This window comes from Achromobacter sp. 413638 (assembly GCF_043119405.1).
In the GTDB taxonomy this organism is placed as follows: Bacteria; Pseudomonadota; Gammaproteobacteria; order Burkholderiales; family Burkholderiaceae_B; genus Achromobacter.
Genome location: NZ_JBICCO010000076.1, coordinates 1 through 15,642, shown reverse-complemented (window position 1 = coordinate 15,642; position 15,642 = coordinate 1). Strand labels below are relative to the sequence as shown.

Sequence of the window (15,642 nt, the reverse complement as noted above, 5' to 3'; positions counted from 1 at the left end):
GCCAGGAACCCGGCTTCGGCCGGGTTTTTCATTTGTGGCGCGAGGGCGTATGGCGCCCTGATTCGGGCGCAGCCCGTGCGTTTCAAGCCTCGCCGCCGTCCGTCTCCCACGCCAGCCGCGAGGCATAGTTGCGCACATCCTCGGGCCAGGACGCGACCTGTTCCGCGTAGCGCTTGCGATCGTCGGCATACAGCGCGCGCGTGGCTTCCTCGAATCCGGGCAGGTTGCCGGCCAGGCTGCACATGAAGAGATAGGCGGCTTCCTGCCGTTCGCGCTTGCGGTCGCGGACTTCATTGTCGCGGCGCGCCTGTTCGACCAGCTTGCGCAGCGCCACCGACGCGCCGCCGGGCTGCGCGGCCAGCCAGTCCCAGTGGCGCGGCAGCAGCGTCACTTCGCGCGGCACCACGCCCAGCTTGGGGCGACCGCGGCCGCGCGGGGCTTCGGGTGTGGCGTCGTCCGACTCTGGGGTATCGGCGACAACTGGGGGCGGCGGCGCGTGGCGCGCGACGACTTCCTCGTCGGTGCCGCTCAGGTTCAGGTCGACCTGGTGGCCGGTCCTGTCGTTGAAGATCAGCACGGGGGCGGACGGCGAAGAGGGCGGGGCGTGCTTGACGGCGAGCGCTACGTCGGCCAGGGAGCCGGAGGCGAGGATGTGGTGGCCGGCGAAGGCGGTGTGGGGGGCGGCAGCGAGAGAGACCGTGGTCATGAGGCGCCTGGAGCTAGGGTTTCGATGTGTTTATTTTAATCCGGGTAAAAATTGGAGTCAACGAAATGCCTGGGCTGCGTTCTGGGAAGTGGGGCCCTCGGCACTGGCCCGCGCTACCTTGCAATAGATAACGGCGAGCCGTCAATGCCGGCTCGCCGCTGTGCACTCAGGCGCAAGCCCGAGTCTTACTGGATGAGTTCGAGCACGCTGCGCTCCAAGGCGCCGGTGGGACGACATTCGATCGTGGGTTGGACGTATTGATGCGCAGCTTTTTCCGCGGCAGGGAAAGAGGCCGCGCCACCGGTGTTGAAGCCGATCGTGTCGGTCGGGAACTTGTACACATTGGCGCCATCCGTCGCCTGAACGTCACGTGTCACGACGTACTTGGTATTTGCGGTGATTCGAGTCTGCGACTTGCCCAGCGATTCGAAGATCAGATTCATGCGTCCTTCGAGGGTCATTTTCCGCTTCACCCTGAAGGTCGTGACGCCGCTCGACATCCAATATTCCCGATCGGCCGCCGAAGCGGGGAATGATTGGGTTTGGACGCCGCTGGCTTTCTGGTCCTGCAGATTCAGGTGCCCGCAGTCCACATACTGTTCCGGCGATCCGCTATAGCTCAGGTTCATCAGGCCCGAACTCTTGTCCAGGTTGTTGATGACGAAGAACTGCTTGCCGATGGCGGGGACGGCCTTGGTCCAGACCTCGTCGATGGGCTTGTCCACCACTTTCGAGTTCGAGGGCGCGGCGGCCAGCGACGGCGGTCGGTAATCAACTTTCGTGGCACAGCCGGCAAGCGTTGCGGCGATCAGTACGGAAAGAACAGCTTTTTTCAACTTGCTTCTCCTACGGACGGCGGGGACGTTGCCTCTTTCACGGCGGCGTCGCATCGCCGAAGCGATTTCTGATTTGTTCTTAGGCCCGCTGCCGCCAGGGTGCTGCGACGGCGTTCGGTGGTGTGCGGTCACGCTGACGTGCCATGAGCGCGGGGCAGAAGGTAACACAAGTTCACATGTGTATTTCCCACATGTGGCCGCCCGTCAGGCGGCTCGTTTTGCTTCAGGGCGACAAGGTGTCCCCAATAGGTATTGCGCATGAGGATTGGCCGCCTGCGCATAGAGCCTTGGCGTCGATGAGGTCGTTCGACCGTCACGCCAGACTGGTGAGTTTGTGGTCTGCCGGGTAAAAGTGGTCGCAGCAACGTCGTGCGCGGTGGGCGACAGGCAGTGGGATTGCACATTTCCGGCCGCTAAGTGCTTGATTCACAAAGCTCCAAAAAATTTTCCTAGGGTCAACACCTAGAAAAAAAGCCTGCTCGGCGTATAATCTTGCTTTGCGCCCGGAGTTACCCATGCGTCTCGTACAAAAAGCGCTCACCTTCGACGATGTGTTGCTGGTGCCTGCGTATTCCGAGGTCCTGCCTCGCGACACTTCCCTGGCCACGCGCCTGTCTCGCAACATCACCCTGAACATCCCGCTTGTGTCCGCCGCCATGGACACCGTGACGGAGTCGCGCCTGGCCATCGCCATGGCGCAAGAGGGTGGCATCGGGATCATCCACAAGAACCTGTCCGCCGACGCCCAGGCCCGTGAAGTGGCCCGCGTCAAGCGTCACGAGTTCGGCATCGTGATCGATCCGGTCACGGTCACTCCCCTGATGAAGGTGCGCGACGCCATCGCGCTGCAGCGCCAGCACGGCATCTCCGGCCTGCCGGTGGTCGAAGGCGGCAAGCTGGTCGGTATCGTCACCAACCGCGACCTGCGCTTCGAAGAGAACCTCGACCAGCCGCTGCGCAACATCATGACCCCGCAGGATCGCCTGGTCACGATGAAGGAAGGCGCGACGCTGGACGAAGCCCAGGCCCTGATGCACAAGCATCGCCTGGAGCGCGTGCTGATCGTCAACGACGGCTTCGAGCTGCGCGGCCTGGCCACAGTCAAGGACATCGTCAAGAACACCGAGCATCCGGTCGCCAACAAGGACGCCCTGGGCCAGCTGCGCGTGGGCGCGGCGGTGGGCGTGGGCGCCGGCACCGAAGAGCGCGTCGAGAAGCTGGTCGCCGCGGGCGTCGACGTGCTGATCGTCGACACCGCGCACGGCCACTCCCGTGGCGTGCTGGAAGGCGTGCGCTGGGTCAAGCAGAATTTCCCCAAGGTTGAAGTCATCGGCGGCAACATCGCCACCGCCGCCGCCGCGCGCGCGCTGGTCGAGTACGGCGCCGACGGCGTCAAGGTCGGCATCGGCCCCGGCTCCATCTGCACCACCCGCATCGTCGCGGGCGTGGGCGTGCCGCAGATCACCGCGATCTCCGACGTGGCCAAGGCGCTGGAAGGCACGGGCGTGCCGCTCATCGCCGACGGCGGCATCCGCTACTCGGGCGACGTGGCCAAGGCCATCGCCGCCGGCGCCTCCGCCTGCATGATGGGCGGCATGTTCGCCGGCACGGAAGAGTCCCCCGGCGAAGTCGTGCTGTTCCAGGGCCGTTCGTACAAGTCGTACCGCGGCATGGGCAGCCTGGGCGCCATGACGGAAGGCTCGGCCGACCGATACTTCCAGGACCCGGCCAACAACGCCGACAAGCTGGTCCCCGAAGGCATCGAAGGCCGCGTCCCCTACAAGGGCAGCGTGCTGGCCATCATTTACCAACTGGTCGGCGGCATCCGCGCCTCGATGGGCTACTGCGGCTGCGCCACCATCGACGACATGCGCACCAAGACCGAATTCGTGGAGATCACCTCCGCGGGCGTGCGCGAGTCGCATGTGCACGACGTGCAGATCACCAAGGAAGCGCCCAACTACCGCGCCGACTGATCCACACAGTCAACTACAATGTCAGGCATCACGCACCGGCAGAATCGCAAAATCAGTCAGCGGTTCTGCCGGTGCGGTTTTATTTCCAATAGGTAGAGTCTCATGCACCAGCGCATCCTCATCCTGGACTACGGTTCGCAAGTCACCCAACTGATCGCCCGTCGCGTCCGCGAAGCCGGCGTCTATTCCGAAGTGCACCCGGGCGACGTCGACGACGCCTTCGTGCGCGAGCAGCTGGCCCAGGGCCTGAAGGGCATCATCCTGTCCGGCAGCCACGCCTCGGCCTACGAAGAAGGCTCCATGCGCGTGCCGCACGCCGTGTTCGAGCTGGGCGTGCCGGTGCTGGGCATCTGCTACGGCATGCAGTCCATGGCGCAGCAGCTGGGCGGTGTCGTCAGCTTCTCCGACCACCGTGAATTCGGCTACGCCGAAGTCCGCGCGCACGGCCACACCAAGCTGCTCGACGGCCTGGCCGACTTCACGACGGACGAAGGCCACGGCATGCTCAAGGTCTGGATGAGCCACGGCGACAAGGTCACCGCGCTGCCGCCGGGCTTCAAGCTGATGGCGTCCACGCCGTCCTGCCCGATCGCCGGCATGGCCGACGAAGACCGCAAGTTCTACGCCGTGCAGTTCCACCCCGAAGTCACGCACACCGTGCAGGGCAAGGCCATGCTGTCGCGCTTCGTCAACGAGATCTGCGGTTGCCAGGGCGACTGGAACATGCCCGACTACGTGGCCGAAGCCGTGGCCCGCATCCGCGAGCAGGTCGGCGACGACGACGTCATCCTGGGCCTGTCCGGCGGCGTGGATTCCTCGGTGGCCGCGGCCCTGATCCACAAGGCCATCGGTGACAAGCTCACCTGCGTTTTCGTCGACCACGGCCTGCTGCGCCTGGACGAAGGCAAGCAGGTCATGCAGACCTTCGCCGAGAACATGGGCGTCAAGATCATCCACATCGACGCGACGGCTCAGTTCATGGGCAAGCTGTCCGGCGTGGCTGATCCCGAAGCCAAGCGCAAGATCATCGGCCGCGAATTCGTGGAAGTGTTCCAGGACCAGGCCGGCAAGCAGAAGAGCGCCAAGTGGCTGGCCCAGGGCACCATCTATCCCGACGTCATCGAATCGGCCGGCGCCAAGACCGGCAAGGCCACCTCGATCAAGTCGCACCACAACGTCGGCGGCCTGCCCGACACGCTGAACCTGAAGCTGCTGGAGCCGCTGCGCGAACTGTTCAAGGACGAAGTCCGCGAACTGGGCGTGGCCCTGGGCCTGCCGCCGCAGATGGTCTACCGTCATCCGTTCCCGGGTCCTGGCCTGGGCGTGCGGATCCTGGGCGAGGTCAAGCACGAGTACGCCGAACTGCTGCGTCGCGCCGATGCGATCTTCATCGAAGAGCTGCGCAACACCAAGGACGAGGCCAGCGGCCTGACCTGGTACGAGCTGACCTCGCAGGCGTTTGCCGTGTTCCTGCCGGTGAAGTCGGTAGGGGTGATGGGCGATGGGCGGACGTATGAGTATGTCGTCGCGCTGCGCGCGGTGCAGACGTTTGACTTCATGACGGCCGACTGGGCGCCGCTGCCGCATCCGTTGCTGGCTCGGGTTTCTTCGCGGATTATTAATGAGGTCCGCGGGATTAACCGGGTGGTGTATGACGTGTCGAGCAAGCCGCCTGCGACGATTGAGTGGGAATGACGGAGCGTCTTTCGGGGGCTATCGCCAGGTATCGGTAGAAGTGACTTAACTTGTTGATTCTAAAAGTATAAGTTGCGTTTTCTATCGGTGGCTATCGCCGGCCAGCAGAACAGGTCGGCGACAGAACTGACGGTAAGCCCCCGGAGGTCGGATCCAGACCTTCCTGTTTACTATTGAGACCGAACCGGTCTTTGACGGTAAAAAACTCCTGAGGAAAGCTTATTTCATGCGGCTTTCCGAGCATCAACGGGTCTCCAGGTCCCTGACGGTAAAAGCCGTCACGAACAGGAGGAACACCCTCAATGCTCACCGACACTGCACTGCGCAATCTCAAGCCTAAGTCCAAGATTTATAAGGTTTTTGACCGCGATGGCATGTACGTGGCGGTATCGCCCGTCGGCACCATCACCTTCCGCTACGACTACCGTCTCAACGGGCGCCGCGAGACGCTCACGCTCGGACGGTACGGGCCGGCCGGCATGTCGCTGGCCATGGCGCGCGAGCGATTGCTCGACGCCAAGCGGTCGGTCGATCAGGGCCTTTCCCCGGCGCTCGAGAAGCAGCGGGCCAAACGGCGGCTGACGGCCGCCAGGACCTTCGGCGAGATGACGGCACGCTGGCTGGCCGATGCCCGCATGGCCGACAGCACCCGGGCGATGCGCAAGCACATCATCGACCGCGACATCCTGCCGGTCTTCCAGAACCGGAAGCTGAAGGAAGTCACCCCTGATGACCTACGGGCGCTGTGCAACAAGGTGAAGGCCCGCGGCGCACCGGCCACGGCCATCCACGTCCGCGACATCGTGAAGCAGGTCTATGCCTTCGCCATCCTGCACGGCGAACGGCTCGCCAACCCGGCCGACGACGTGAAGGCGGCCTCGATCGCGACCTTCGTTCCCAAGGACCGGGCGCTGTCGCCTGCCGAGATCCGGCTGGCCTTCCACCAACTGGAGACCATCGCGTCCTATCCGACCATCCGGTTGGCCTTGCGCCTGATCCTGTTGACGATGGTGCGCAAGAGCGAACTGGTCGAGGCCACCTGGAACGAGGTGGATTTCGAGAACGCCACCTGGACGATCCCGAAGGCGCGGATGAAGGGGCGCAAGCCGCACGTGGTCTACCTGTCGCGGCAGGCGATGGACATTTTCGTGGCCTTGCACACCTGCGCGGCAGGATCGCGGTTCGTGCTGCCGTCGCGCTATGACCCCGATCGGTGCATGTCGCATGCCACGCTCAACCGGGTGACCCAGCTCATTGGTTCACGCGCGAAGGAAGCCGGGTTGCCGCTGGAGCCCTTCACGGTGCACGACCTGCGGCGCACTGCGTCCACGCTGCTCAACGAGGTGGGCTTCAACGGGGACTGGATCGAGAAGTGCCTGGCGCACGAAGAAGGCAGCCGGACGTCGCGGTCGGTCTACAACAAGGCCGAGTACGCCGGGCCACGGCGGCACATGCTCCAGGAGTGGGCCGACATGGTGGAGGCATGGATCGATGGGCGCACGCATGTGCCGAAGCTGGTGCCGGAGGACGTGTCGGTCCCGGTGCTCAGCCCGGCTTTGTGAGGGAGGAGCGCATGATGACCTTGATGAGGATCGCTGCTAGTGGGCAGCCCGGGGTTTGAATTTGTCCAGAAAAGATCACTATGGATGGTCTTTTCCTCAATTTTTCAAACCTGCCATCCTTGGCGGTAGTTTATAAATCTGATATTTTGAGCACTATGGATGCTCAAAATTCAGGAAAATTGAACCGCTTGCTTGCCGAACTGGGCGATACGCGGCTGGTGTCCAGCCGCTGGCTGCGCGCGCATGACTATTCCAACAGCCTGGTCGCGCGCTATGTCGGCAGTGGCTGGCTGGTGTCGCCGGCGCGTGGCGTCTACATGCGCGCGGGCGGGCGCCTGCAGTGGGATGGGGTGGTCCGCAGCCTGCAGGTCGGGGAGGGCATGCCACTGCATGTCGGGGGGCGCTTTGCGCTGGCCTTGCAAGGGCACGAGCACTACTTGCGCCTGGGCGATGCCGGGACGATCACGCTTTACGGACCGACGCCTCCGCCGGGCTGGGTCGGCAAACTGTCCATGGAGCAGCGCTTCGAGTACCAGGGCAAAGAGCCGTTCGATCTGCCGGCCGTGTCCTTCACTGTGGAAGTCTCCGAGAAGGCGCTGTCCGAGGCGGGCTTGGCCTGGCATTCCGTTGCGCCTGGTGTCGATGCCTTGGTCTGCTCGACGCCCGAGCGGGCCATGCTGGAGTTGTGCGATGGCATATCGGATGCGGCGGGGGTCTACGAGGCCGATGCGCTGATGCAGGCCATGACCACGCTGCGCCCGCAGCGCGTCGGCTTGCTGCTGCGTCACTGCCGCAGCATCAAGGCCAAGCGGCTGTTCCTGGCGCTGGCCGATCGCCATCGGCATGCGTGGCTGGCGCATGTGCCGTTGGATGGCGTCGATCTGGGCCGGGGCAAGCGTGCGCTGGTGCCTAGCGGGCGCCTGCATCCGACCTACCAGATCACCTTGCCAGGAGACCTCGATGAGCACCTGGCTTGATCGGTGGGATCGGCGCTACACCGACCGGGTTCGGCTGCTGGTCGAGATCCTGCCCGTGCTAGCCCAGGAGCCGCGCTTCGCGCTCAAGGGCGGCACCGCTATCAACCTGTTCGAGCATGACCTGCCGCGTCTGTCGGTGGACATCGACCTGGCCTGGCTGCCGGTGCATGACTATGCCGAGGATGCGAAGCTGATCGCCGAAGCACTCGGACAGCTGGCCGACGCGATGCGCGCCCGGCCTTTGCAATTGCAGGTGCAAGCTTCAGCGGGCGAAGGCGGGGCGGTCACCCGGCTGGTGGCCAGTCGCGGCCGCGCGCGTGTGCAGATCGAGACGACGCCGGTGATGCGCGGGACGGTGCATCCGGTGCGGGCCATGGTCGTGCGCCCGAAGGTAGAGGAGGCGTTCGGCTTCGCCGAAGTGCAGGTACTGGATTTCGCCGACCTGTATGCCGGAAAGCTGGAGGCGGCATTGTCGCGGCAGCATCCGCGTGATCTGTTCGACGTGGGCTTGTTGCTGGAGGATGAGCGGGCGGATGCTGGTCTTTGGCGGACATTTCTCGTGTACCTGACATGCAGTCCTAAGCCAGCATGGGAAATGCTGGCGCCGCGCGTACCTGCGGATTTCGAGGCCACCTTCGAGGCCCATTTCAACGGCATGACGACCGAGCCTATTAGCGCGGCGGCATTGCTGGAGAGCCGCGAGCGTCTGTTGGCACGAGTGGCGCATTGGCTGGACGAGCCGTCGCGCGCCTTTCTGCAATCGGTCGAGGATGAGCAGCCGGATTTCGGGTTGATTGGCCTTACTCATGCAGCCGACCTGCCCGGGGTGCGGCGCAAGCTGCACAACCTGGCGCGGCGCACGGCGGCCAAACGTGCTGCGGATCGTGGGCAGTTGGCGGACGTGCTGGCACGCATCAAGGCGCGCTGAAACGGGGGCAATATAAGCGGATGGAGCGATCGCGATGGTTTACGATTTCACACTGGTCTATGCGTTGAATCCTGAACGGGATTCGCAGGATGAGATCCTGCGCCGGCTGGCCGGCAGCGACTGTGCCGATGCCACGGTGGGCTGGGGTCGGCCTAGGCACGTTGCCCTGGCCTTCAGCCGGGAGGCACTAGGCCGCGATGCTGGGCGTTGGCGCCGAGCTGGCCGCGCCGGAAAACCGCCAGGACGGCGATCGCATCATCATCGCCGGGCGCGACAGCGCGCAGGACAGCATCAATCAGGTCGGCCAGGAGATGACCCGGCGCAACCTCAACATCCAGCCCACGCTGACAGAGCGACCGGGCCTGCCGGTGCGCATCATCGTCAACCGGGATCTGGTGCTTCGGCCGTACCAGCCGCTGTTCTTCAATCGGGGGACTTCACGATGAGCACGACCAAGAAGCTGCGACTGGGGCCACTGCCCAAGACCGAGAGCATCAAGCTGACCTTTGCCTGCCCGGCCAGCCTGAAAGCCGACCTCGACCGCTACGCCGCGCTGCACGCGCAGGCGTATGGTGAGACCGTCGATGCCGTGACGCTGATCCCGCACATGCTGGAGGCGTTTATGGTCAGGGATCGGGTGTTCAAGAAGGAAGCAGCGGCGAAACAGCCCTGAAGAAGCGAACACTATCTCGGTAAGCGGCGAGCAGTTGCGTAAATGCAGAGGTAGCGAGGATAATGTATCGCTTATGTATTGCAGATCGCAATGCCAGTGCTAGCCATGAAGAGCATCCGAAATCAGCCTACCGCGTTTCGCTTCGACCCAACTGTCAAGGCCTCCCTGTCCTTCATCGCAGAGCGGGACGGCCGCAGTATGGCGAACATGCTCGAATGGCTAATTCGTAGGCACTGCGAGGCGGAAGGACTGGGATGGCCACCACAAGGTTGTGAGATAACGGTTGCGAAGCCCCAGCCGGTATGCCCTGTGACCCCAAAACAAGAGGGGGTGCATGCAAGAGAAAAAGGGAAGAGCGCTGAATGACGAACGGATGGTTTAGGCCACGTCGGTCTTTGACGCCAAAAAAGCTTCGGAAAGGATTTCGGTAATGCCGGATGCTCTAGTCAAAAATGAGGAAATTGATTCAAAGTGTGTGCTTTCAGTCAGGATTTCTTAGAAACGAATAACTAAAAAATGGCGATCTTCACTGTAGAGACGACACGATCCAAGAATCACAATAAGCTAATCAGCATCCGAGGCGAGGCTGGTGGGCTTTCTACGCTCGTATTGCCGCGCTTTGCGCTGATAGGTCCCGGAGACCGTCTTCGCATGCGCTCACCTGCAACGACCCGACTCGTAGAGTTGGAGGGTGTCGGGCGCAAAAACTGGATCAAAATTGTTCCAACATACGTCGCGAAAGGCCAGATGCAGTTGGCTGGTGACTCTTACGAACTTGAGTTTCGCGAAATTGAGTCTGCCGCCGATTATGAAAGCTACGAAAGGCTCGAGAGCTTTCACTACCGTGGCCGGAGTACGGACACAGAGCCGGGCGTTACAGATGATGGACCCAAAGGGGTAGGTGGACGTAAAGGCGTCGTGTTGGCGGTACTTCGTGTGGGAAGCAAGTCCCGCGTTGTCGGCTATATCGAGCTACAAATGCCGCTAATGATGTGCAAGCCGCGGCACAATCTCTTCAGCTTCCCCTTTAGCCATCCCGCTACCGGGATCGAGTGGAAGACATGGCTTGGAGATGGCCAGCAGCATGTGAATCTTATCGTGCGGATAGCACGCGTCGTTGTGGATCCTGAGTTCCGTGGACTTGGCATATCATCGCAGTTGGTTGAACAAGCGAAACAATATGCCGCCAGTCGTTGGCACGTCGGGGGTAGACGCCCACTGTTTATCGAAATATCAGCGGAGATGCTCCGATACGTTGACTTCGTAACCCGCCATGGTCTCCTGCATATTGGTGACACCGAAGGTAACTTGGAACGAATCTTTAAGGATCTCCGCAGTATCGAGCGGGGGGCATCTGGCAAGTCTCAGATAATGAGTCTTCAACGAAGATATCACGCGGCCTTTGGCGCATACTGCGAACAAACGGGACGCAGCTTTGACGAAGCGCGGGTCATTCTTTCGGAACTTCTCGTTAAGCATGATCCGCGCAGCGCAATGCCATCGGATGAATGGCTGGCCTTTCGGCCGCTTCTTCGCTTTCCAATTCCGTACCACTTGGCCGGTCTCGACTCGCAAGCGGCGTCCTACGTCACCACGTCTCTCGCCAAGCTGAGAAGTATCAACGGAAGTTACCAAGTGACAACGACACAAGAAGCTATTCCTGAAGAGGTCGTCAACGAGCGACACAAAACCCAAGTCCGTCTTAGAGCCATTGAGGTATGGGTCGACCACGAACTCTCTCTCTCCGCCTTTGTCCGATTGGCCATGGACAGCTTCGGTATTGAGAGCCCGAGACTGCGCACGAAGCTGCTTGGCCCGGTTGACATTGAGTTGGCCGCTGGCAACATTTTTCTTGTTACAGGCTCAAGTGGTGCGGGGAAGTCCATCCTTCTAGATGCGATTTGCGGTAAGTCTACTCACGGCCTACTTTTACGTGGAAGGATTGAACGGGGAGGCAAGCGCGCTGCGGAACTTGAGTCACTGCCTTCTAGCGTTCCGCTACTACAGTACTTCGGAGAGCGCTATGGCGCTGAGCGAGCATTCGACGTACTGTGCCGTGTCGGCCTTAGCGAAGCAATGGTCTTTATTAAACCCTTCTCAATGCTTAGCATGGGACAGAGATATCGGGCAATGCTCGCTGATCTCCTCCTGAGTGGGGCCGATATCTGGGTCATCGACGAATTCTGCTCCAATCTTGATCCAGTTACCGCGTCAGTCATTTCTACCCAAATTCGCCGACTGGCAAAGCAACATGGAATCGTTCTTGTGGCGGCAGCAGCAAACGTTTCTCACTTCGTAGCCGATTTGGCGCCAGAGCGCATACTGGTTGTACGCACCGGCGGTGAGACCCTGCTAATGGGCATGAAGGAGTTTCAGGATGGTCTCTATGAAAAAGGCATTTGATTCATTCGGAAACGTCGTCGAGTCCAGCCCGTACGCTGTGCTCGACCCAATCATAAAATCAACGTTTTCTGCTAGACAAAACAGAATAGTTGTCGGTAGCTCCAAGTCAAAGCCGACTGATCAAGACTTGATCTACATAGGTAAGGTATTTGAGTCATGTCCGACAACCAACATGTTAGGTGCTGACGTATGGCTAGACGTCGCATTTCCCCATGTTATCTACATCACCGGAACTCGTGGGAGCGGCAAGAGTTTCGATCTCGGAGTTCTCATTGAAGGAATATCCGAACTCACGAGCAATAGTGCGGTTCAACGCGAAGTAGAGCCGATTGCTAGTATACTTATCGACACACAAAATCAGTTTTGGACATTAAAGCACCCGCCTTCAGACAAGGTTCCTGAGCATGTCGACCAGATTGCTAGTCTTGAGTCGTGGAAAATAAGTCCTAACGCACTTAAAGACGCTAAGCTCTGGGTGCCGCGAGGCACACAAAGTCTCCTTGGCACAGAGGTTGCGTTCGCACTGCGCCCTAGAGATGTATCCCTGGGTGACTGGTGCATGCTATTGGGTCAAGAGGTGTACAGCGCGCAGGGCCACATTCTCAGGAGCGCCCTAGGTCGCCTTGCGGGGAGCGACTTCGACGTTAGCGACCTCATCTCTGATGTTCGGCGCGACTCAAATTGGATTGGGGTCGCAGACAGCAGCCGCAACGCTGTCATCTATAAGCTCGAGGACTATGCAGCGTCCCAACTCTTTGACAAGAACGGGCTCACATTCGAACAACTAGTGCAGGACGGTTCTTGCAATGTGCTAATGCTGCGAGAACTCTCCGACGTGGATAAGTCGCTTGTTACAGCGATCGTGGCGAGGATGCTTTTTCATCGAATGGGGGAATATCATGTTAAACGGAAACTTGCTCGCTTTCAGAACTTGCCTGATCCGCAGCCACAATTGCCATCTAGATGTTGGCTCATCATTGATGAAGCGCACGTCGTTGCTGGAAAAGGTGATGCTAGCCCCGCTCGAGACGCGCTAGTTGAGTATGTCAAACGAGGCCGAGATGCTGGTCTATCATTAGTCCTCGCTACACAACAGCCGTCTGCTGTGGACGATCGCATATTGAGTCAAGTAAATTTGTCGTTCAGTCATCGTCTCACGTTCCAAAGCGATGTGAACGCTGCGATTTCGAGAATTCCAACCAAGTCGGTTGGCCAACTGCGTAGTGGGGGAGTCACGATCGGTGATTTTGGCGACATTTTGAGGTATTTAGATTCTGGCGATTGCTTTATCGGAGATCACTCAACCAGTCGCACTATACTTGTGAAGATTAGACCAAGGATTACCGCACATGGTGGGTACAGCCCAAGCCGCTGACTTCGCAATATTCATGCGGAAGATCGGCTATTCAGTCGGTCTGGAGAACCTCGTTGCGCGCGCGGGTGATTTTGGTCGGGCCTACGCAGCTCGCGAGAGCTTTCGCTATGCTGATTGGGTCCGACTAGTCCATGAAAACTGGGGTCTGAAGAGCGACAATATCAGTGACGTTTTCGCATCTTTGAGGGTCGTTCGTATTGTTAATCGCGATCCCATACCAGGTCCAATAGGTGAGGCACTCGGGATACTTGCACGTCGGCTCGATGGCGAGGGATATGAGCGAGCAGTCAGATTCTTGGTGCTTCTGGCCGTCATAGCACAAGACGGCGATATATTTCTCAATGCTCTTGCGAGTAATTTTAGACGTGAGGAGTTCAGAGGCTCACTCCAACAAGTTATCCGCTCCAAACGAGAAGCTCTTTTTTCAGTGTTTGGTAGCTATCAGGAGAAGGAGGCTGTATTTCGTGCGGTTACGATCGACAGGCAGAGGACGAATCGTGGGAGCTCCGGTGGAAAAACCCTCGATTCGCTGGCGAAGGGACGCCCGCTCACAGATCGAACGACCGGTTTCGGTCTTCCGCAGAAGCTCGACCTGACGCGTCTTGAGGAGCCATCGGGTGATTACCTAGACAAGGTTCTCGTCACTCGGCGGGGCTGGGCGGAGGCTCTAGGTCTTTATCACGGATCTCTCACCGAGGAAGGCATTCGGCTACTCTCATGGCTTCGGGAAAGCAACTTTGGGTGTGGGGCGGGCCCGTTCTTAGTTTGGCCCACCTCGTTCGAGATCGCTAAAGCGCGCTTCGATTTTAGGACTTTCTCGACAATACCGATCCAGTCGACGCTCGACTTCATCCGGGTTGTTGCTGAGGGACTGTGTGGCCGACCAGCGACATCATCTAGCAGTTCACCTTCGGGAGTCTCCTTCGTGTCTTATGTTGCAGCGGTGTACGATGACTTCAGATCGCTGTCCCAGAACCGAAACATGATCCGCAACGAGTTACCGTTGGAAGTGCTCGGTGCAACTTGGTACGCCGAAGGGGAAACCAATGGTGCTCCGGTGACTCTTGAGAGATCACTGCTTGACGCAGCCTCCCTTGAGGGAGACTTGGTCATCCGTACATCTCAAACCATCGAGCTAGCTATTACAGTGAAGCGCCGTGAAAGTATCTCTGCACACTGAATTCGTCGGCAATCTAACCGAAATTGGCGACGCAAAGGTTGCATCGCGCGTATTGCGAAAGCTCTTTGATAAGGGTGGTCAGTTCATTGTCCAAGCAAAGGACGATCATCGGTATCACGGCATCAAAGATGGTTGGATTCGCTATATTAGCCAAGGCAAAGCTGCGTATCGAGTAATCTATATTAAGAATGGAGATAGTGTCCTTCTATATCGTGTGGGCCCACATTCAGTCGAGGATAACCTCGGGGCACCCGACGGTACGAGTGGTCATCACATAGTCCAAGATCCCATTCGAGAGGCGATGAGGATAGCTCCCGGAAATCACTTCTCCATTGCAGAAATGGCCGAAGCGCAGTTTGCCATTGAGGATGTTGTTCAGGAAAATCCTTTGAAGGAAAGGCGCCTATTAAACAATCACGCGGATCGGTTCCTTTACGGAAATTTGTTGGGGCGCCGATTTCTCCCGCATCGGGATGTGTATCTAATGTCGCCCTACCTCAGCATGGATCTTCTTCGTCCAACCCATGCCTTCGGGCAAATGTTAGACGAGCTGATTGAGGGCGGCGCGACAGTTTGGCTCATCTCCAAGCCACCGAACGCCTCAGAGATTTCTCTTTTCGAACAACTATCTGCGCGCCAAATCAACGTTTTCTTCTGCCAAGAAGTGCATGCTAAAGTCTACGCTTTCATCCTCAACCGAGATGAACTCAATCCGGATCAGAAGACAAACAAAGATCTAATCGTAGTTGGTTCGGCTAACATGACTTGGCAGGGGTTGAATCCGAAAGGTCTGCAATCTGAAAATATTCAATATGAATTGTCTTATGACGTTCCAACCGATGACTGGTCCGACGTTGAGCAATTTCTTTTGCATGTAGCAGGTCTGAGCACCGAGCTAGATGTTATTCGATCAAGCCTTGCGAAGTAGAGGAGAAAATTTCAGATGACCCCCAAAGAGTACTATGCCTCGTGCAATCTCATAGACAACCCGTTTCGTCCTAGTGCTATCGGTGTAGATGACCCCCGCGCCGGAATTTGGGTTGGCTACGACAAACAGCAAGCCGCACTTGAGCGCCTCTTGAAGCGGGTAAGGGCAGACCAAGTCGGCCTCACGAGTTTCGTGCTGCTCTATGGTACATGGGGCACGGGCAAGTCACATGCACTCCTCTGGAGCAGGAATTGGGTTAAGAAGACATCTTCTGGCGTGGCTTACTACCTTCCCACTTTGAAGCGCGACAAAGGAAAGCTCGCTCTAAATCTTGCGCTGAAGGAAGACGTCGTTGAGAGTGGCCAACTACCGGAGGACCTTCACAATTATTATGCTTGGCTAT

General features: G+C 59.2%; 13 protein-coding genes and 1 pseudogene. 12 read left to right on the top strand and 2 right to left on the bottom strand.

The features are described from left to right. Window positions 1–82: 82 nt before the first annotated feature. Together ACEU5R_RS24550 and ACEU5R_RS24545 are read right to left on the bottom strand one after the other, a co-directional pair. A complete protein-coding gene (locus ACEU5R_RS24550; protein ID WP_392412257.1) occupies window positions 83–706 on the bottom strand; it encodes a DUF2239 family protein in 624 nt (207 codons plus the stop codon). A gap of 185 nt (window positions 707–891) precedes the next feature. Continuing rightward, window positions 892–1,542, bottom strand: a complete 651-nt coding sequence (locus ACEU5R_RS24545) for a hypothetical protein (protein ID WP_392412256.1) — start codon at window positions 1,540–1,542, stop codon at window positions 892–894. 515 nt (window positions 1,543–2,057) lie between these two features. Here ACEU5R_RS24545 and guaB point away from each other — a divergent pair. From guaB to ACEU5R_RS24485, 12 genes and pseudogenes are all read left to right on the top strand, one after another. Further along, window positions 2,058–3,518 (top strand): IMP dehydrogenase, encoded by a 1,461-nt coding sequence (gene guaB, locus ACEU5R_RS24540; RefSeq protein WP_103274872.1) that lies wholly within the window; start codon window positions 2,058–2,060, stop codon window positions 3,516–3,518. 102 nt (window positions 3,519–3,620) lie between these two features. Next, on the top strand, window positions 3,621–5,213 hold the full coding sequence (gene guaA / locus ACEU5R_RS24535) for a glutamine-hydrolyzing GMP synthase (RefSeq protein ID WP_392412254.1): 1,593 nt from the start codon (window positions 3,621–3,623) through the stop codon (window positions 5,211–5,213). A gap of 302 nt (window positions 5,214–5,515) precedes the next feature. Next, entirely contained in the window at window positions 5,516–6,775 is a 1,260-nt protein-coding gene (locus ACEU5R_RS24530; RefSeq protein WP_392412252.1) for a tyrosine-type recombinase/integrase, read from the top strand. A 155-nt stretch (window positions 6,776–6,930) separates the two neighbouring features. Beyond that, complete coding sequence (locus tag ACEU5R_RS24525) at window positions 6,931–7,752, top strand: type IV toxin-antitoxin system AbiEi family antitoxin domain-containing protein (RefSeq protein WP_392412291.1); 822 nt, start codon at window positions 6,931–6,933, stop codon at window positions 7,750–7,752. Then, a complete protein-coding gene (locus ACEU5R_RS24520) occupies window positions 7,736–8,680 on the top strand; it encodes a nucleotidyl transferase AbiEii/AbiGii toxin family protein (protein WP_392412250.1) in 945 nt (314 codons plus the stop codon). The genes ACEU5R_RS24525 and ACEU5R_RS24520 overlap by 17 nt, the downstream gene beginning before the upstream one ends. Before the next feature lie 197 nt (window positions 8,681–8,877). Then, a pseudogene (locus tag ACEU5R_RS24515) lies at window positions 8,878–9,126 on the top strand (TrbI/VirB10 family protein); the annotation flags it as partial. Then, complete coding sequence (locus tag ACEU5R_RS24510; RefSeq protein ID WP_392412249.1) at window positions 9,123–9,353, top strand: DUF2274 domain-containing protein; 231 nt, start codon at window positions 9,123–9,125, stop codon at window positions 9,351–9,353. The pseudogene ACEU5R_RS24515 and the gene ACEU5R_RS24510, both read left to right, overlap by 4 nt. 651 nt (window positions 9,354–10,004) lie before the next feature. Then, the gene (locus ACEU5R_RS24505; protein WP_392412247.1) at window positions 10,005–11,756 is read left to right on the top strand and encodes a GNAT family N-acetyltransferase; all 1,752 of its coding nucleotides are present in this window, start codon (window positions 10,005–10,007) and stop codon (window positions 11,754–11,756) included. Beyond that, window positions 11,740–13,131 carry an ATP-binding protein gene (locus ACEU5R_RS24500; protein WP_392412245.1) on the top strand — a complete coding sequence of 464 codons (1,392 nt, stop codon included), beginning with the start codon at window positions 11,740–11,742 and terminating at the stop codon, window positions 13,129–13,131. Before ACEU5R_RS24505 ends, ACEU5R_RS24500 begins: the two co-directional genes overlap by 17 nt. Beyond that, window positions 13,106–14,311 (top strand): hypothetical protein, encoded by a 1,206-nt coding sequence (locus ACEU5R_RS24495; protein WP_392412244.1) that lies wholly within the window; start codon window positions 13,106–13,108, stop codon window positions 14,309–14,311. Before ACEU5R_RS24500 ends, ACEU5R_RS24495 begins: the two co-directional genes overlap by 26 nt. After that, window positions 14,289–15,239, top strand: coding sequence for a hypothetical protein (locus ACEU5R_RS24490; protein ID WP_392412243.1), 951 nt, complete (start codon window positions 14,289–14,291; stop codon window positions 15,237–15,239). Before ACEU5R_RS24495 ends, ACEU5R_RS24490 begins: the two co-directional genes overlap by 23 nt. Window positions 15,240–15,254: 15 nt before the next feature. Further along, window positions 15,255–15,642, top strand: a 388-nt coding sequence (locus tag ACEU5R_RS24485; RefSeq protein WP_392412242.1) for a hypothetical protein, incomplete at its 3' end; no start/stop codon positions are given.